Genomic DNA, 18796 nt, shown 5'->3' on the forward strand with positions numbered 1-18796 from the left:
AAATAAAAAGATGGGTGTGATGGTTTATGACTTTAATTTTAGCACATCGTGGCTATGCTGCTGAATATCCGGAAAATACAATGCTCGCTTTTAAAGAAGCCGAAAAGGCAGGTGCCGATGGACTTGAGCTTGATGTCCAGATGACGAAAGACGGTGAGCTGGTAGTCATACACGATGAAAAGGTCGATCGGACAACGGGTGGGACGGGATTGGTTAAGGACTATAATTATAAGGAATTAAGGAAATTGGATGCTCGCTTTAAGTTCACTAAGTTATCTGAAAAACAGCAGATTCCTGCTCTCGATGAAGTCCTTGAGTGGCTGGCAGGTACGGTTTTGAACTGCAATGTAGAACTTAAAAACACCATTATTCCATATGAAGGCATGGAAGAAAAAGTGATAAATATGATAAGGGATTATCAATTATCTGACAGGATCATTATTTCATCCTTTAATCATTATAGCATTGTCCATAGCTATATGATGGCACCTGATATTGAAATTGCTCCTTTGCTTTCTGAAGGCTTATATATGCCCTGGGTTTACGCGCAATCAATCAGGGCAAAAGGATTCCATCCTCATTGGAGAGCGGCGCCGGACGAAATCATCAAATCGTCACTTGAAAGCGGGATTGAAGTGAGGCCATATACGGTCAATAAGGATGCCGAACTGGATAGATTGTTCAGGGTAAATTGCAGTGCGGTCATCACAGATGACCCGGCAAAGGCGTTCCAAATAAGGGGAAATAAAAAACAGGCCTGAGAAACTCAAGGCCTGTTTTGCTTTTTATTGCTATCAGGTATACGGAAGAATGCCTGTACCTTATTCCTCTTACGGTCACGATGCAGAATGAAACCTGCGATGAATCCCAGTCCGGCCAGGAAAAAGATGAGTCCGGCCAGGAACTGAAGCCATAAATAGGGAAAGGGTGACTGCAAAATCCCGAAAACCATATCGCGCATCAGTTTTACACCCAAAGCAGCAATGACACCTGGTATCAGCATGACGATTAACGCTACAATCCTGATCATTTGGTAACCCCTCGTAATTTGTCCTCTTAAGAAAGTATACTTAACGCGCGGTTTTTCCGCAATATATGTTGCTCATGGTATATTATCCGCATAAAAGTTAAAAAACAAAGAAATTTGTCAGCCCATTCAAAAAGCATTACAATATATTTGAAAGAATTTGCAGACTATAAAATGCAATCCATGAAATATTTTTCCGACATGTGGTGGACAATTATGCAAAGAATAATGATTGTAGGTGCAGGTAAGGGTGGGACGGCCATCCTGGACATTTTTAAACAAACGGCCGATGTAGCCGCTGTGGTGGACATTAATCCGAATGCTCCTGGAATACTGGCTGCGAAGGAAGCTGGTATTCCAACCGGGACAGACTGGCAAGCAAATATGTCCGATGAATTGGACATTGTCATTGAAGTGACCGGGGATGAAAAAGTTTTCCGTGAATTAAGAGATGCACGCAGTAAAAACACTGTGCTGATCCCAGGAAGTGTCGCCTTCCTCCTTGCTACCTTGTTAGAAGAAAAGGAAGAGTTGATCAAGACTCTCAGAAAAATTACATATGAACACGATTTAATCTTTAATTCCTCAGGAGATGGCATGGTCGTCATCAATACAGAGGGAACGGTAACTTTGTTCAATAAGAGCGCAGAAAAAATCATCGGGAACAAAAGGGAGCTTGCTGAAGGACGGCATGTACTTGAGATTATTCCGACCAGCAAACTTCCGAGAGTCCTCCATACGAGGAAGGTAGAGTCCAATCAGGAATTATTGCTGCCCAATGGGTCGAAGATCATCACGACAAGAATTCCGATCATTGATGAGAATGACCAGCTGATTGGTGCGTTTTCCGTCTTCAAGGATATTACAGAAGTAGTCAATCTTGCGGAAGAAATAACAAACCTGAAAGAAATCCAAACGATGCTCCAGGCAATCATTCATTCCAGTGATGAGGCGATATCCGTAGTAGATGAAGATGGCCGGGGCATTATGATTAATCCTGCCTACACTAGAATAACCGGGCTAAAAGAAGAAGAAGTAATCGGACAGCCGGCAACTGCAGATATCTCCGAGGGAGAAAGCATGCATATGAAGGTTCTGAAGACAAGAAGGCCTGTTCGCGGAGCTGCCATGAGGGTTGGTCCGAATAAAAAGGAAGTAGTCGTGAATGTAGCCCCAATCATTGTGGATGGGAAACTGAAGGGTAGTGTAGGGGTCATCCATGATATGTCTGAGATCCAGAGTCTGAACAGGGAACTCAATCGCGCAAGGCAAATCATCAGGACCCTTGAAGCGAAATATTCGTTTGAGGATATAATCGGCCAATCGGAAGAAATGACGATTCCGATTGAACAGGCGAAGCTTGGTGCGAAAACACCTGCCACTGTCCTCCTCCGGGGCGAGTCAGGTACAGGAAAGGAGCTTTTTGCCCATGCGATCCACAATGCCAGTGACCGCAAGTTCAACAAGTTCATTCGTGTAAATTGTGCCGCTATTTCTGAGTCGCTGCTGGAAAGTGAACTTTTTGGTTATGAAGAAGGGGCTTTCTCAGGTGCTAAAAGAGGCGGGAAACGCGGTTTCTTTGAAGAAGCCAATAACGGAAGCATCTTTCTTGATGAAATCGGTGAGTTGCCGGCAAATACACAGGCTAAGTTGCTTCGGGTCCTGCAGGAAAGGGAAATAGTCCGTGTTGGAGGCACGAAACCGGTGCCAATCAATGTCCGGGTCATCGCTGCAACCAATATGAATCTTGAAAAAGGGATAGCGAATGGCAGTTTTAGGGAAGATTTATACTATCGTCTGAACAGAATGCCGATCCATATACCTCCTCTCAGGAGAAGGAAAGATGATATTCCGTTGCTTTGCGAAAGGCTGATCCGAAAAATTAATCAGGACTATGGACGAAATGTTGATGGTGTCTCTGATGAGGCCATCAAGAAACTAATGCAATATGACTGGCCAGGGAATGTCAGGGAACTGGAGAATGTGTTGGGCAGAGCGATCATCTTCCTTAATTATAACGAAACAATCATCCAGGAAGAACATTTACCCGAACTCCAGAATAGCCAGGCTAAGGAAAAGGAAGATGACTATGGCCAAACAATACCTTCAGAGACTCTGGCGGTCCAGTTGGAAAGATACGAAGCAAAAGTAATAAGATCTACCCTTAATGCGGTGAATGGCAATAAAACAGCTGCTTCTAAATTACTGGGCATCTCTGTAAGGAATCTGTATTATAAACTCGAAAAATATGGTATTGAAATGAATGGCATGCAATAAATTTCATACCATGCAATTTATTGCATAATACTTTTCGGGAAAAGTAAAGCGTTTTCACGATTTTTTGTTGGCACGCTTCTTGCATATATAAATAACGGGTGATGCGCAAAAGAAAGAAAGGGTTGACTCAACACATGAAACTTGACTCACTAATCAGCATGGCATCCCAAAATGGCAGGAAAACCATTGCTGTGGCAGCAGCAGAGGATACAGAGGTATTAGAAGCGGTTGCCGAGGCTGTTAAGAGGAACCTGGCCGATTTCCTTCTTTATGGAGATGAAGAGGAAATCAAAAGGATCATTGCCGTACAGCATCCTGAACTAGCAAGTCATAAAGGGATTGAAATTATCTCTGCACCTAATAATAATATGGCCGCAGAGATGGCAGTGAAAGCTGTCACTTCGAATGAAGCACAGGTAGTGATGAAGGGGAATATCCCGACGGCGGCAATCCTGAAGGCTGTCCTGAATAAGGAGTATGGCCTCAGAACGGGTGCGGTATTATCCCATGTAGCAGTGTTTGAAGTGCCGGGATATGATCGCTACACAATCGTTACCGATGCTGCGATGAATATAGCGCCGGATCTTGAACAAAAAGCGCAAATCATAAAAAATGCCGTCCGGGTAGCCCATTCGATCGGTATTGATATGCCAAAAGTAGCACCACTTGCAGCGGTGGAAGTAGTCAATCCCGCTATGCAGGCCACACTTGATGCAGCAGCATTGACGGTCATGAATCAAAGAGGGCAAATTTCCGGTTGTATTGTGGACGGCCCGCTCGCGCTTGATAACGCGGTTTCACAGCTGGCTGCAGAGCACAAGGGAATCAAGAGTGATGTTGCCGGGAAAGCTGATATCCTTTTAGTCCCTGCGATCGAAGTCGGCAATGTACTTTATAAATCATTAGTTTATTTTGCCAATGCAAAAGTTGGCGCAGTCATATCAGGGGCGAAAGCTCCAATCGTGTTAACATCCAGGGCAGATACAGCCGAAAGCAAGCTTTATTCTCTTGCGCTGGCGTTATGCTCTGCTGAAAAATAACCTACATAAATCAGAGGGGGAACTAGAAATGGAAATCTTCAAGTATCTTGAACAGTATGATTATGAGCAGGTAGTGTTTTGCCAGGATAAGCAATCAGGTTTGAAAGCGATTATCGCAATCCATGATACAACTTTAGGGCCAGCTTTGGGCGGTACCCGTATGTGGACTTACGCTTCAGAAGAAGCAGCGATCGAAGATGCTCTTAGACTGGCAAAGGGCATGACTTATAAGAATGCGGCAGCTGGCCTCAACCTTGGCGGTGGAAAAACGGTCATCATCGGCGACCCTCGCAAGGACAAGAACGAAGAAATGTTCCGTGCCTTTGGCCGTTATATCCAGGGATTGAATGGCAGATACATCACTGCTGAAGATGTTGGTACAACCGTGGCTGACATGGACCTTATCCATGAAGAAACAGACTATGTAACAGGTATTTCACCAGCATTCGGTTCATCAGGCAATCCATCACCAGTAACTGCTTACGGAGTATACAGAGGAATGAAGGCAGCTGCGAAGGAAGCATTCGGCACTGATTCTCTTGAAGGTAAGACGATCGCCGTCCAGGGTGTAGGGAATGTCGCATATAATCTATGCCGCCACCTTCATGAAGAAGGCGCTCAGCTGATCGTGACTGACATCAATAAAGAAGCAGTCCAGAGAGCGGTTGAGGAATTCGGGGCAAAGGCAGTTGAACCAGATGAGATCTATAGTGTTGACTGTGATATTTATGCTCCTTGTGCATTAGGTGCGGTCATCAATGATGAAACGATTCCTCAAATTAAGGCAAAGGTTATTGCCGGTGCAGCAAATAACCAGTTGAAGGATACCAAGCATGGCGACATCATCCACGAAATGGGCATTGTTTACGCTCCGGATTATGTCATCAACGCAGGCGGAGTTATCAACGTAGCGGATGAGCTGTATGGCTACAATGCGGAGAGAGCAATGAAAAAGGTTGAAACGATTTATAACAATATTGAAAAAGTTATTGAAATTGCCAAGAGGGACGGTATCCCTACGTATAAAGCGGCAGACCGTATGGCAGAAGAACGCATTGAGAGAATGCGCAATTCCCGCAGCCAGTTCCTGCAAAACGGCCACCATATCTTAAGCCGCCGCTAATCCGGGGGTTTTCAAGGAATGTTCTTTTCTCCATCTGTGTGAATATCAGCATGATTTCTGCGATGCGAAAAAAAGAAAACATGCCTTAATCAAAAATGATTTGCAGAGTGCGCTGAATCGACCCTTCGGCGCCTCTGCTGTTTCCTAAATGCTACTGACATTACGGATTGGAACCAGCCCGTAAGCAAATTGGAGGTTTAACTGTGCAACAAACAGAACATCGGATTCTAGTCATTAATCCAGGATCTACATCAACGAAAATAGGTGTTTTTGATAACGAAGTATCGATTTTCGAAAAAACAATCCGGCATGATTCAGCTGTCATCAACTCCTATGAAACCATCATCGATCAATACGAATTCAGGAAGAATACGATACTTGAAACGCTTGATACCGAAGGCATCAACATTTCAAAATTGAGTGCTGTTTGTGGGCGCGGCGGTCTTTTACGGCCAATTGAAGGCGGAACATATGCAGTTAACAATAAGATGCTTGAAGACCTGCGGGCAGGTTACTCTGGCCAGCACGCATCAAATCTGGGCGGTATCTTGGCTTATGAAATCGCTTCAGGCTTGAACATTCCTTCATTTATTGTAGACCCGGTCGTGGTCGATGAACTTGACCCGATCGCACGAGTTTCAGGGTTCTCGCTGATTGAACGGAAGAGCATTTTCCATGCTCTGAACCAGAAGGCGGTTGCGCGAAGGGTTGCCAGAGAGCTTGGCCGGAAGTATGAAGAGCTTAACCTCATTATTACCCATCTTGGCGGAGGTATCACTGTAGGAGCCCATAAAAGGGGCAGGGTTGTTGATGTGAACAATGGTCTGCATGGTGATGGTCCATTCAGTCCCGAACGCGCAGGCACAGTACCTGCTGGAGACCTGGTTCAGCTATGCTTCTCAGGAGATTTCTTCCGGGATGAAGTGATGAAAAAGCTTGTCGGCCAGGGAGGTCTTGTTGGCTACCTGGGCACGAATGATGCGGTCAAGGTCGAAAAGATGATCAAGCAGGGGGATGAAAAAGCGAAGCTTGTATATGACGCGATGGCATATCAGGTAGCCAAAGAAATCGGTTCTGCCAGCGCGGTCCTATCAGGAAAAGTAGACGCAATCGTCCTTACAGGCGGACTTGCGTACGGCAAAGAGTTCGTACAGGAAATTTCAGAACGGATCAACTGGATCGCAGACGTAATCGTCCATCCCGGTGAAAACGAATTGCAGGCCCTTGCAGAGGGAGCTCTTCGAATTTTACGGAACGAGGAAGATGTAAAGGAATATCCTGGCCGATAATCATGCATGGCTGAAGTTGAACAAAATTAGTTGATTTATATAGAGGAGGGATTCAGATGGCTCAAGAATATGATTTAGTCATTCTCGGAGGCGGTACAGGAGGATACGTAGCAGCAATCAGGGCTTCTCAGCTTGGGTTGAAAACTGCCATCGTTGAAAAGGGTAAGCTGGGTGGTACATGCCTTCATAAAGGCTGTATTCCAAGCAAGGCTTTACTAAGAAGTGCTGAAGTGTATGCAACTGCAAAGAAAAGTGAAAACTTCGGGATAACAGTTGGCGAGGTTGCGGTGAATTTCACCAAGGTGCAGGAAAGGAAAGAGAAGATTGTCGAGCAGCTCCATAAAGGAGTCCAGCACCTGATGAAACAGGGGAAAATCGATGTCTATGAAGGTTTGGGAAGAATCCTGGGGCCTTCTATTTTCTCACCTATGCCGGGTACGATTTCTGTAGAAATGAACAATGGCGAAGAAAACGAGATGCTAATCCCTAAAAATGTGATTGTAGCGACAGGGTCACGTCCAAGGACTCTGCCAGGGCTTGAAGCAGACGGCCAATATGTCATGACCTCTGATGAAGCACTTATCATGGAAGATCTTCCAAAGTCGATCATCATCGTTGGCGGAGGCGTCATTGGGATTGAGTGGGCTTCCATGCTTGCTGATTTCGGAACAGAAGTTACAGTCATTGAGTATGCTGATCGAATTGTCCCAACAGAAGACAAGGAAGTTTCAAGAGAGATGCAGCGCGCGATGAAGAAAAAGGGCGTGAAAATCATTACAAGCGCCAAAGTATTATCTGAGACACTTCAAAAAGGTGATGGAGTCACGATCAGTGCCGAGGTTAAAGGTGAAACGAAAGAATTCACCGCTGAAAAATTACTGGTCTCTGTTGGACGCCAGGCTAATGTTGAAGGAATTGGACTTGAGAATACAGAAATCCAGCTTGAAAGAGGCTTCATCCAGACAAACGAATTTTTCCAGACGAAGGAATCCCATATTTATGCGATTGGTGATGTCATTGGCGGACTACAGCTTGCGCACGTAGCATCTCATGAAGGGATTGTAGCTGTCGAGCATATTGCCGGGGAAAATCCTCATCCAATCGATTATACGCTAGTCTCTAAATGCATCTACAGCTCTCCAGAAGCTGCGAGCGTCGGTCTGACAGAGGATGAAGCAAAAGAAAAAGGCTTTGAAGTAAAGACTGGGAAATTCTCTTTTAAAGCAATTGGCAAGGCACTTGTTTATGGCGAATCTGACGGTTTTGTAAAAATTGTGGCTGATAAAGAAACGGATGATATTCTTGGAGTCCATATGATCGGGCCGCATGTTACTGACATGATCTCAGAAGCTGGCCTGGCAAAAGTTCTTGATGCAACTCCGTGGGAAGTTGCCCATACAATCCATCCTCACCCAACTTTGTCAGAGGCAATCGGTGAAGCGGCCCTGGCTGTGGATGGAAAAGCAATCCATTCTTAATTTTTCTTGGGACAGAAACTCTTTTCCGAGGAGAAGAGCTGTACGAACAAATGGGAGGTATAAAAATGGCAGAAAATCGTCACGCTGCACTTGGCTTAAGTGATGAAAAGGTTATGGAAATGTATGAAACAATGCTTTTGGCCCGCCGGCTGGATGAGCGGATGTGGTTATTGAACCGTGCCGGGAAAATTCCTTTTGTGATTTCCTGTCAGGGGCAGGAAGCAGCACAGGTAGGAGCTGCCTTTGCACTTGATCGCGAGAAGGATTATGTTCTTCCTTATTACCGTGACATGGGTGTGGTCTTAACTTTTGGCATGACGGCAAAAGATTTGATGCTTTCAGGTTTTGCCAAAGCGGAAGACCCAAACTCTGGAGGCCGCCAGATGCCTGGACACTTTGGGCAGAAGAAAAATAGAATCGTAACAGGTTCTTCACCGGTAACAACACAGGTACCTCATGCGGTTGGAATCGCACTTGCAGGTAAAATGGAGAAAAAGGACTTAGTAACATTCGTTACCTTCGGAGAAGGATCTTCCAACCAGGGCGATTTCCACGAAGGAGCTAACTTTGCGGGAGTCCATAAGCTTCCTGTCATTTTTATGGTTGAAAACAATAAATATGCAATCTCGATACCTTATGAGAGACAAGTCGCTGCAGAAAAAGTATCGGACCGTGCAATTGGTTATGGCATGCCAGGAGTCACTGTGGATGGAAATGATCCTTTAGAAGTTTATAAAGTGGTAAAGGAAGCTGCTGACCGCGGACGCCTTGGTGAAGGACCAACTCTTGTCGAGGCAGTATCCTACCGTCTGACTCCACACTCATCAGATGATGACGATAGAAGCTACCGTGCGCCTGACGAAGTAGCACAGGCAAAGACGAAGGACCCTATCATTACCTTCGGCGCATATTTAAAGGAAAATGGCCTCATGAACGATGAGAGTGAAAAGGAAATCAACGATCGAATCATGAAACTGGTCAATGAAGCAACAGATTATGCTGAAAATGCACCGTATGCAGAGCCAGAACATGCTTTGAAATACGTATATGCTGAAGAGTAAGGGGGAACGAAAATGGCGGTAATTTCTTATATAGATGCAGTGACATTGGCAATCAAGGAAGAGATGGAAAGAGACCCGAGAGTTTTTGTCCTCGGTGAAGACGTTGGTAAAAAAGGCGGGGTTTTCAAGGCTACACAAGGCTTATATGAAAAATTCGGGGAAGACAGGGTCATCGATGCGCCGCTTGCGGAATCAGCGATTGCTGGTGTCGGAATCGGTGCGGCAATGTACGGCATGCGCCCGATTGCAGAGATGCAGTTCGCAGATTTCATCATGCCCGCTGTAAACCAGATCATCTCTGAGGCGGCAAGGATCCGTTATCGCTCAAACAATGACTGGAGCTGTCCGATGGTCATCCGTGCTCCTTATGGCGGAGGCGTCCATGGTGCACTTTACCACTCCCAGTCTGTTGAGGCCGTATTTGCGAACCAGCCTGGACTGAAAATCGTGATGCCTTCTACACCTTATGATGTTAAAGGTTTGTTGAAAGCTGCGATCAGGGATGAAGATCCAGTTTTGTTCTTTGAACACAAGCGCGCCTATCGATTGATCAAAGGCGAAGTTCCTGAGGACGATTATGTGCTACCAATCGGCAAAGCTGACGTAAAACGCGAGGGTGAAGATATCACCGTCATCACTTATGGCCTGGCAGTTCATTTTGCTCTTCAGGCAGCTGAAAGACTTGCGAAGGATGGAATTTCTGCTCACATTCTGGATCTTCGTACAGTATATCCATTGGACAAAGAAGCGATCATCGAAGCTGCATCCAAGACTGGAAAAGTCCTTCTTGTAACGGAAGACAATAAAGAAGGAAGCATCATGAGCGAAGTTTCTGCGATTATTGCTGAACACTGCTTATTCGAACTTGATGCACCGATCAAGAGGCTGGCTGGCCCGGATGTTCCTGCTATGCCGTACGCTCCTACTATGGAGAAATACTTCATGATCAACCCTGATAAAGTTGAAAAAGCAATGAGAGAGCTTGCTGAATTTTAACATAATCATATTGGAAATAGAGTGAATGGAGAAGGAGGGTCAACCTGTGGCGATCGAACAAATCAAAATGCCTCAATTAGGCGAGAGTGTTACAGAAGGAACAATCAGCAAATGGCTGGTTTCTGTTGGTGATAAAGTAAATAAATACGATCCGCTGGCCGAAGTCATGACTGACAAGGTAAATGCTGAAGTACCATCATCTTTTTCAGGAACAATCAAGGAATTGATTGCGAATGAAGGAGATACTTTTGCGGTTGGTGAAATCATTTGCACTATTGAAATAGAAGGCGGCAGCACCGAGGAAGCTCCAGCTGCAGAGAAACCTGCAGCAGAAGCTTCAACAGGTACTGCTGCACCAGCAGTATCCGGCAATGATGGAAACAGAGCAAGGTACTCACCGGCAGTACTGAAGCTTGCCCAAGAACATAATATCGACTTGACCATAGTTAATGGCACCGGGGCAGGCGGAAGGATTACCCGTAAAGATCTTCAGCAGATCATTCAATCCGGAAATATTCCTCAGCCATCAGCCGAAGCACCTAAGGCTCAAGCTGCGGCACTGACAGAGGCTCCGGACAAGCCGGCTGCACCATCTCAGCCAACAGCATCAGCTCCGGAATCTCCTTCAGTACCAGTTGCTGCAGGTGATATCGAGATCCCAGTAACTGGAGTACGCAAGGCGATCGCTGCGAATATGCTGCGCAGCAAGCATGAAGCTCCGCATGCCTGGACAATGGTGGAAGTGGACGTTACAAACCTTGTAGAATACAGAAATGGTCTTAAGGATGATTTCAAGAAGAAAGAAGGCTTCAACCTTACTTTCTTTGCTTTCTTCGTTAAAGCTGTCGCACAGGCACTGAAAGAATTCCCGCAAGTCAATTCTATGTGGGCTGGCGACAAGATCATCCAGAAAAAAGATATCAATCTTTCAATCGCAGTAGCGACAGATGATGCCTTGTTCGTACCTGTCATTAAAAATGCAGACGAAAAGACAATTAAAGGCATCGGCCGTGAAATCAATGAACTTGCCCAGAAGGTACGTACCGGCAAGCTTCGTTCCGAGGACATGCAAGGCGGAACCTTCACTGTCAACAACACAGGTTCTTTCGGTTCTGTCCAATCAATGGGAATCATCAATTACCCACAGGCTGCCATCCTTCAGGTGGAGTCAATCGTTAAGCGTCCTGTCGTAATGAACAATGGCATGATCGCGGTTCGCGATATGGTAAACCTGTGCCTGTCACTTGACCATCGTGTACTGGACGGCCTTGTTTGCGGACGTTTCCTTGCAAGGGTAAAAGAAATCCTGGAAAACACATCAAAAGAGACGACATCAATCTATTAATTCAATCTATCTAAAGACGCCCAGAACCATTCTGGGCGTTTTCCTATACGGAGTTAGATCGTTAATGTCCCTTCGTTGCTAGAATAGCATTCGTATACTAAAATAAAAGTGGAATATAAAAATTAGAATTTTATCACAATTTCATGAAGGGGGGAAGGCTGTCTGAACTTCGGACAGTGAAGTATATGACAATCGAGAGTATGAAGGCTGCCTCGTTCAATGATGCATTTTTTGAGGACTGGCAAAAGAAAGCTGCTGCTTCATTAAAAGGAAAGCCAATTGAATCACTTTATACCAATACATATGAAGATATCATGCTTAAGCCGCTTTACACAAAAGAAGATTTCCCGGATCAATTGGCTGGAGCTCTTCCAGGTGAACCAGGCTACAGGCGCGGCATCCATCCATTCGGGTATCAATCTGAGTCATGGCATATCTCGAATCGCCTTTTTTACAAGGATTTGACGGAACTGAAAGAAAAAATGGACTCTGCATTAGCAAAAGGACAAAACGCGATTTCTTTTGAGGTAAAACCTGATTTGTTCCTTGATCCTCGTGGATTGGCCGAATTCTTTGCTTCTTATAAAAATGACTACCCTTTGAGTTTGAATGCTGGATTGCTGCAAACACAGCTGCTTGCATCATTGTCAGTGGCCACCAAGGTGGCAGGGGATTCAAATAAGGTCTCAGGTATTGTCGCCGCAGATCCTGTTGCCGAAGCGAGCCTAAATGGGGGACTTCCGAAAGAGGAAAAGGAATTTTTTGCAGAATGGGCAAAGGTGCTGGAGGAAGCAGACCAGCAATTGCCACAATTAAAAACAGTGCTCGCCAATACCGTCCCTTATCATGACAGCGGAGCAAGTGCGGTTCAGGAACTTGCTGCCGGCATTTCCACCGGGGTATACCTGCTGCAGCAACTGCTTGACCAGGGCTGGGAATTGAAGAAAGCGTTGTCAAAATTCGTGTTCCACTTTGCGATAGGCTCGAACTTCTTCATGGAAACAGCCAAGCTCAGGGCTGCCAGGATTCTATGGAGTAAAATAGCGGAAGCATACGGTGCCGAACCAGGAGACCAGAAAATGGTTCTATCAGCTGAGACTTCAAGGTACACGAAAACGATCTTTGATCCATATGTAAACATGCTCAGGACTGGGAATGAGGCCTTTGCTGCAGTACTGGGAGGCATACAGTACCTTCACACTGGAAGCTTCGAGGAAGCAACAGGAACAGTTAGTGCCTTCTCTGAAAGGGTTGCCCGCAATACACAGCTGGTCCTTAAATCAGAGGCGCATCTCGAAAAAGTAGCCGACCCTGCAGGAGGATCGTGGTATATTGAATCGTTGACAAATGAACTGGCTGAAAAGGCGTGGAATCTTTTCCTTGAGCTGGATGGCATGGGAGGGATTTATGAGGCTCTGAGGTCCGGATGGCTCCAGGAACAGATTGCAAAAACGGCTGATGCCCGGGAACAGGATGTTTTTAAGAGGAAAAAGAGCATCATCGGGACAAATGTTTATGCCAATCTTTCGGAAGCTGTCAGCCAGCCTCTAGTTAAGGATAGAAAAAGCCAATATTTTGGAGGCACCCTTGCGGACAGTGTGAGAATGATTGAGTCAGGGGATTCTCTATTAAAAAGATTGGAAGAGATAGAACAAAGCTTCACGCCATTAGAATCCAAACGTTTATCACAACCATTTGAAAAACTGAGATTCAGGGCAAATGGACTTGAGAAAATGGGGCAGCGTCCGGTGGTTGGCTTAATCTGCCTGGATCAGCTGAAAAAGCACAAGCCAAGGGCGGATTTTATTTCGGGTCTTTTATCAGCGGGCGGCATTCATGCACTAAGGAGCGACGAAATCCATACAGTTCAGGAAGCGCTGGAATTCATCAATGCATCGAGTGCAAAACAATTTGTCATTTGCGGTGACCAGACTTCCTACAATACATTCGGTCCCGAGCTGGCGCTGGAAATCAAGAAAGAGTATGATGTAAAGCTTTATCTGGCAGGTATCCCAGAGGAAAGAGAAAGCGAATGGAACATTGCCGGAATCCAGGATTTCCTGCATGTAAGAAGCAATGCTTACCAGTCGCTATCATCGATCCTTCAAGAAATGGAGGCAGGCACCAATGCAAAAGCCTGATTTTACAAAAGTCACTTTATTTGCTGATGAGAAAAAGGAAGGCAAGGAGCAGGTTGACACTCATATAAAAGAAAAGCTCGAAGACTTGTTATTTGAGACAAATGAACAGATCAAAGTGAAGGCTGTATATACACAAGAAGATGTCGAGTCTGTTAAGCATCTGGATGGTATGCCCGGTCTGCCGCCTTACACAAGGGGACCGTATCCAGCGATGTATGTAAACCGCCCATGGACGGTAAGACAGTATGCGGGATTTTCAACTGCTGAAGAAAGCAACGCATTCTACAGACGGAACCTTGCGATGGGACAAAAAGGTTTGTCTGTTGCCTTTGACCTTGCGACCCACAGGGGATACGATTCAGACCATCCTCGGGTGGAAGGTGATGTCGGCAAAGCCGGTGTCGCGATCGACTCCGTCCTGGATATGAAAATCCTGTTTGGTGGAATTCCGCTAGACCAGATGTCTGTGTCAATGACAATGAACGGAGCTGTCCTGCCGATCATGGCATTCTTTATAGTGACAGCCGAGGAACAGGGTGTGACGCAGGATCAATTATCCGGTACGATCCAGAATGATATCCTGAAGGAATACATGGTCAGGAACACCTATATTTACCCGCCGGAAATGTCAATGAAGATCATCGCTGATATTTTCGAATACACGTCCAAATACATGCCTAAATTCAATTCAATCAGTATTTCAGGCTATCATATGCAGGAAGCCGGGGCACCGGCTGATATTGAACTGGCATATACCCTGGCAGATGGCCTTGAATATGTGCGGACAGGCCTGAAAGCCGGCATTGATATCGATTCATTCGCTCCGAGATTAAGTTTCTTCTGGGCGATCGGCATGAACTATTTCATGGAAGTCGCCAAAATGAGGGCGGCGAGATTTATTTGGGCAAAAATGATCAAGACGTTCAATCCGAAAAACGAAAAGTCAATGGCTTTGAGGACACATTCACAGACATCTGGATGGAGCCTGACCGAGCAGGATCCATATAATAACGTAATCCGTACATTGGTGGAGGCACATGCCGCTGCGATGGGCCATACACAATCCTTGCACACCAACGCACTTGATGAAGCAATCGCGCTGCCAACGGATTTTTCTGCCCGTATTGCCCGCAACACACAATTGTTTTTGCAGGAAGAGACCGGGATAACAAAAGTGATTGATCCATGGGCAGGAAGCTATTATGTAGAAAGCCTGACAGATGCTCTGATTGAGAGAGCCTGGGAGCATATTGAAGAGATTGAAAGTCTTGGCGGGATGGCCAAGGCAATCGAAACGGGTTTGCCTAAGATGCGCATTGAAGAAGCAGCTGCAAGACGCCAGGCTCAAATTGACTCTGGTAAGGAAACAATTATCGGGGTGAATAAATACAGGCTTGAACAGGAGGATCCTCTTGAAATACTAGATATTGATAACTCCGCTGTTCGCGCGAAACAGATTGAAAGGCTCAAGCAGTTAAAAGAAAATCGTGATGATGAAAAAGTAGAATCCGCTTTGAATGATCTGGCTGCTGTGGCTGAAACTGGAGAAGGCAATCTTCTCGAGTATGCAGTAAGGGCAGCACGGGCAAGGGCGACACTGGGAGAGATTTCAGATGCCATCGAAAAAGCGGCAGGAAGGCATAAAGCAGTGATTCGGTCAGTTAGCGGGGTATACAGTGCAGCCTTCACGAATGAAGAAGAAATTTCCGAAGTACAGCAAATGACGGCAGAGTTCCTCGAAAATGAAGGACGCAGACCGCGAATCATGATTGCCAAGATGGGTCAGGATGGCCATGACCGGGGGGCTAAAGTCATTTCAACCGCTTTTGCAGACTTAGGCTTTGATGTCGATATCGGGCCGCTTTTCCAGACACCGGAAGAAACAGCCATCCAGGCAGTGGAAAACGATGTTCACGCCATTGGAATCAGCTCTCTGGCAGCTGGGCATAAAACGCTATTGCCACAGCTTGTAAATGAGCTGAAAAAGCTTGGACGTGATGACATTGTCGTCATCGTTGGCGGAGTCATCCCTGCCCAGGACTACCAGTTTTTATATGATAATGGAGCCAGCGCGATTTTTGGGCCGGGAACGATCATTCCGGTTGCAGCCCAAAAAGTGTTGCGGACCATCTATGAGCGCCTGGGCTACGAGGAAGTGTCCCACTAATGAAGGACGAAAAAAAGCCTGAATGGTTTGACCCGGGGAAGGCTGATTCCTTTTCAAGCACCGTGAAGCCGGGAGTATCAGGGAATGGTCATGGTAATGAACTTCCTGCAAAAGCAGGACGTTTCATAAAAAAAACAGCAGCACGTAAAATAGATCCTGATTCTCTGGCGGCTGAAATCATGGATGGGAACAGGACGGCACTGGCAAAAGGAATCACCTTGATTGAAAGCAATGCGGAGCGTGATTTTCAATACGCGCAATCTCTTTTGCAAAGCCTTCTTCCTCGATCAGGAAAATCCATCAGGATTGGCATCACAGGTGTACCGGGAGCTGGGAAGAGCACCTTTATTGAAAGCTTCGGCAGCTATCTGTGCGAGCTGGGACACAAGGTTGCAGTACTCGCTGTGGATCCTACCTCAAGTTTGACGGGCGGAAGTATCCTGGGAGATAAAACTCGGATGGAAAAGCTTGCGAGAAATCCGCGGGCATTCATCCGTCCCTCTCCATCCGGAGGGAAACTTGGGGGTGTACACCGTAAGACGAGGGAAACGATGCTTGTCTGTGAAGCAGCAGGCTTTGATGTCATCCTGGTTGAAACGGTCGGTGTCGGACAGAGCGAAGTCATAGTCAGGGATATGGTCGATTTCTTCATGCTGCTTGTCCTCACGGGTGCAGGTGACGAACTCCAGGGCATGAAAAAAGGAATCATGGAACTTGCGGATTCCGTTATTGTCAATAAAGCAGATGGTCAAAATGAACAGGCTGCCAAAAAGACAAAAGAAGAATATAATAGGATTCTTCATTTCCTGCAGCCGGCAACGAAGGGGTGGCAAACGACCGCTTTAACGAGTTCTGCGCTGTATGATAAAGGGAACGACGAGATATGGAAAATGATTTCTGACTTCTCGAGCCTTACAAAGAAAAGCGGGATTTTTGAGATGAGAAGAAGGTCGCAGACTAAGGAGTGGCTGAATGATCTGATCATCGACCAGCTTCAGATGAATTTTTTTCAGCACTCAGCAATCAAAAGTTTGCTTCCGAAAATAGAAAATGAAGTGATTTCAGGAAACAGGCCAGTCGCCTCTGGAGTCGATGAGTTATTCAAGACCTTTTTCGAGGCGAAAAAATAAGCTGTCCAATGTGGACGGCTTATTGATTTTCATCAAAAAAAAGCGGACAACGGAATATGCCGTTGTCCTTCATCTAGGGAGTTTAGGGGTATGGATCTAGCTGTATTGTTACCTTTCCCGGTTTTCCGGGCAGTTAAACATACTTTGAAAAATTTATTTTAATTGGTATCATTATTTATGTACTATTTAATTCCGAGCAGAGGAGAGATTGATCAATGAGCATGGATTTTAATTTTTTCATGAATGATGTAGTCCGCCAGGCACGCCAGGAAATCTCGGCAGCTGGATATACAGAACTGACCACTAGTGAAGAAGTAGAAGAGGCTTTGGCCAAAGAGGGTACGACACTTGTAATGGTGAATTCCGTTTGCGGATGTGCCGGGGGCATCGCCCGTCCAGCGGCAGCGCATTCTCTTCACTACGATAAACGCCCTGACCAACTTGTTACTGTTTTTGCAGGCCAGGATAAGGAAGCTACTGAAAAGGCTCGGAGTTATTTCACAGGATTTCCGCCTTCATCTCCTTCCTTTGCGCTTTTGAAGGATGGAAAGCTTTGCAGGATGATCGAGCGCCACGAAATCGAAGGCCACGATCCAATGCAGGTAGTGAATAAACTTCAGGATGCGTTCGAAGAATATTGCGAAGAAGTTTAATTTTTGGTTAGAATCCCATACTAAATGGGGTTCTTTTTTATTTTATTAGAATTATATTTAAAAATCATATTGCATAAATATAAGGATGTGTTAAAATGCATTATGTTGAATATTTATTATCAATTGTTTCTGCTTGAAAAAGTAATGAGTTTCGATAATAATATATTTATTATTTTAAAAAATAAGAAATTTTCGAAAAAATTATAGGAGGAAAACAAGTGAAAAAGTCATTATCTATTCTTATGATTACGATTTTAATGATGGGAGTTTTAGCTGCATGCGGTACCGCTACTGAAGAAAAAGAAAACGCAGGCGGAAATGGTGAAGAAAAGAAAGTTCTAACAATGGGAACTTCAGCTGACTACCCGCCATTTGAATACGTCGAAACAGCCAAAAGCGATGAAATTATCGGTTTCGATGTTGATCTCGCGAACCTGATCGCAAATGAATTAGGATACGAAGTAGAAATCAAGGACATGGACTTCAATGGATTGATCGGTGCTATCCAGGCTGACCGTGTCGACTTTGTCATGGCAGGTATGACTCCAACAGAAGAACGTAAAGAGAGCGTCGACTTTTCCGATGTGTATTACACAGCGAAGCATATGATCGTTTCAGCAAAAGACAGCAACATAAAGTCAATTGAAGACCTTGAAGGCAAAACAGTTGGCGTTCAGCTTTCTTCTATCCAGGAAGGCAAAGCAGAAGAAATCGGGAAAACAGTGAAAATCAAAGTTGAAAAACGCACAAGAATTCCTGAGCTGGTACAGGAAATCAAGGCTGGACGCATTGACGCAGCAATCATCGAGGATACAGTTGCAGAAGGATACTTCAAGAACAATCCTGATCTTGCAGGTTTCACAATCGAAGACGGAAATGAAGAAGAAGCCGGTTCAGCCATCGCATTCCCTAAAGGAAGCAAACTGACTGAAGAGTTCAACAAAGTCCTTAAAGAAAAAATGGAAAATGGCGAAGTAGAAAAGCTGGTTATTAAATGGTTTGGCGGAGAAAAGTAAAATGGAAACTGGGCGTTCAGAGTGCATTTGACTTCTGGGCGCCTTTCTCCTTC

At 45.4% G+C, this 18796-nt stretch carries 15 protein-coding genes; 14 read left to right on the forward strand and 1 reads right to left on the reverse strand.

Going from position 1 to position 18796, the window contains the following annotated elements; genetic code table 11:
* Positions 1-26 precede the first annotated feature (26 nt).
* A complete protein-coding gene (locus FS736_RS10140) occupies positions 27-761 on the forward strand; it encodes a glycerophosphodiester phosphodiesterase (RefSeq protein WP_144476424.1) in 735 nt (244 codons plus the stop codon).
* A gap of 5 nt (positions 762-766) precedes the next feature.
* Here FS736_RS10140 and FS736_RS10145 read toward each other — a convergent pair whose 3' ends face one another.
* Positions 767-1030 (reverse strand): DUF2627 domain-containing protein, encoded by a 264-nt coding sequence (locus FS736_RS10145; RefSeq protein WP_144476427.1) that lies wholly within the window; start codon positions 1028-1030, stop codon positions 767-769.
* Positions 1031-1243: 213 nt separating this feature from the next.
* Here FS736_RS10145 and FS736_RS10150 point away from each other — a divergent pair, with 213 nt between their 5' ends.
* The 13 genes from FS736_RS10150 (at position 1244) to FS736_RS10210 (ending at position 18743) form a co-directional block, all read left to right on the forward strand.
* Entirely contained in the window at positions 1244-3304 is a 2061-nt protein-coding gene (locus tag FS736_RS10150) for a sigma 54-interacting transcriptional regulator (protein ID WP_144476430.1), read from the forward strand.
* A 134-nt stretch (positions 3305-3438) separates the two neighbouring features.
* Positions 3439-4344, forward strand: a complete 906-nt coding sequence (yqiS, locus tag FS736_RS10155; RefSeq protein WP_144476433.1) for a phosphate butyryltransferase — start codon at positions 3439-3441, stop codon at positions 4342-4344.
* A 28-nt stretch (positions 4345-4372) separates the two neighbouring features.
* Positions 4373-5467: a branched-chain amino acid dehydrogenase gene (gene bcd / locus FS736_RS10160; protein ID WP_041967922.1), complete on the forward strand. Its 1095-nt coding sequence runs from the start codon at positions 4373-4375 to the stop codon at positions 5465-5467.
* Positions 5468-5670: 203 nt separating this feature from the next.
* The gene (gene buk, locus FS736_RS10165; RefSeq protein ID WP_144476436.1) at positions 5671-6756 is read left to right on the forward strand and encodes a butyrate kinase; all 1086 of its coding nucleotides are present in this window, start codon (positions 5671-5673) and stop codon (positions 6754-6756) included.
* A 56-nt stretch (positions 6757-6812) separates the two neighbouring features.
* A complete protein-coding gene (lpdA, locus tag FS736_RS10170) occupies positions 6813-8234 on the forward strand; it encodes a dihydrolipoyl dehydrogenase (RefSeq protein WP_144476439.1) in 1422 nt (473 codons plus the stop codon).
* A gap of 65 nt (positions 8235-8299) precedes the next feature.
* A complete protein-coding gene (locus FS736_RS10175; RefSeq protein WP_144476442.1) occupies positions 8300-9295 on the forward strand; it encodes a thiamine pyrophosphate-dependent dehydrogenase E1 component subunit alpha in 996 nt (331 codons plus the stop codon).
* A gap of 12 nt (positions 9296-9307) precedes the next feature.
* A complete protein-coding gene (locus FS736_RS10180) occupies positions 9308-10291 on the forward strand; it encodes an alpha-ketoacid dehydrogenase subunit beta (RefSeq protein WP_144476445.1) in 984 nt (327 codons plus the stop codon).
* Between the two features lie 46 nt (positions 10292-10337).
* Entirely contained in the window at positions 10338-11636 is a 1299-nt protein-coding gene (locus tag FS736_RS10185) for a dihydrolipoamide acetyltransferase family protein (RefSeq protein WP_144476448.1), read from the forward strand.
* A gap of 185 nt (positions 11637-11821) precedes the next feature.
* The gene (locus FS736_RS10190) at positions 11822-13777 is read left to right on the forward strand and encodes a methylmalonyl-CoA mutase family protein (RefSeq protein ID WP_144476451.1); all 1956 of its coding nucleotides are present in this window, start codon (positions 11822-11824) and stop codon (positions 13775-13777) included.
* On the forward strand, positions 13764-15944 hold the full coding sequence (gene scpA / locus FS736_RS10195; protein ID WP_144476453.1) for a methylmalonyl-CoA mutase: 2181 nt from the start codon (positions 13764-13766) through the stop codon (positions 15942-15944). Before FS736_RS10190 ends, scpA begins: the two co-directional genes overlap by 14 nt.
* Positions 15944-17074, forward strand: a complete 1131-nt coding sequence (gene meaB, locus FS736_RS10200) for a methylmalonyl Co-A mutase-associated GTPase MeaB (RefSeq protein WP_144476456.1) — start codon at positions 15944-15946, stop codon at positions 17072-17074. The genes scpA and meaB overlap by 1 nt, the downstream gene beginning before the upstream one ends.
* 215 nt (positions 17075-17289) lie before the next feature.
* Entirely contained in the window at positions 17290-17727 is a 438-nt protein-coding gene (locus FS736_RS10205; RefSeq protein ID WP_144476459.1) for a BrxA/BrxB family bacilliredoxin, read from the forward strand.
* Positions 17728-17945: 218 nt separating this feature from the next.
* Positions 17946-18743: a transporter substrate-binding domain-containing protein gene (locus tag FS736_RS10210; protein WP_144476461.1), complete on the forward strand. Its 798-nt coding sequence runs from the start codon at positions 17946-17948 to the stop codon at positions 18741-18743.
* The last annotated feature ends 53 nt before the right edge of the window (positions 18744-18796 follow it).

Origin of the sequence: Cytobacillus oceanisediminis 2691, from assembly GCF_007678455.1 — a bacterium.
Taxonomy (GTDB): Bacteria; Bacillota; Bacilli; order Bacillales; family Cytobacillaceae; genus Mesobacillus; species Mesobacillus oceanisediminis_A.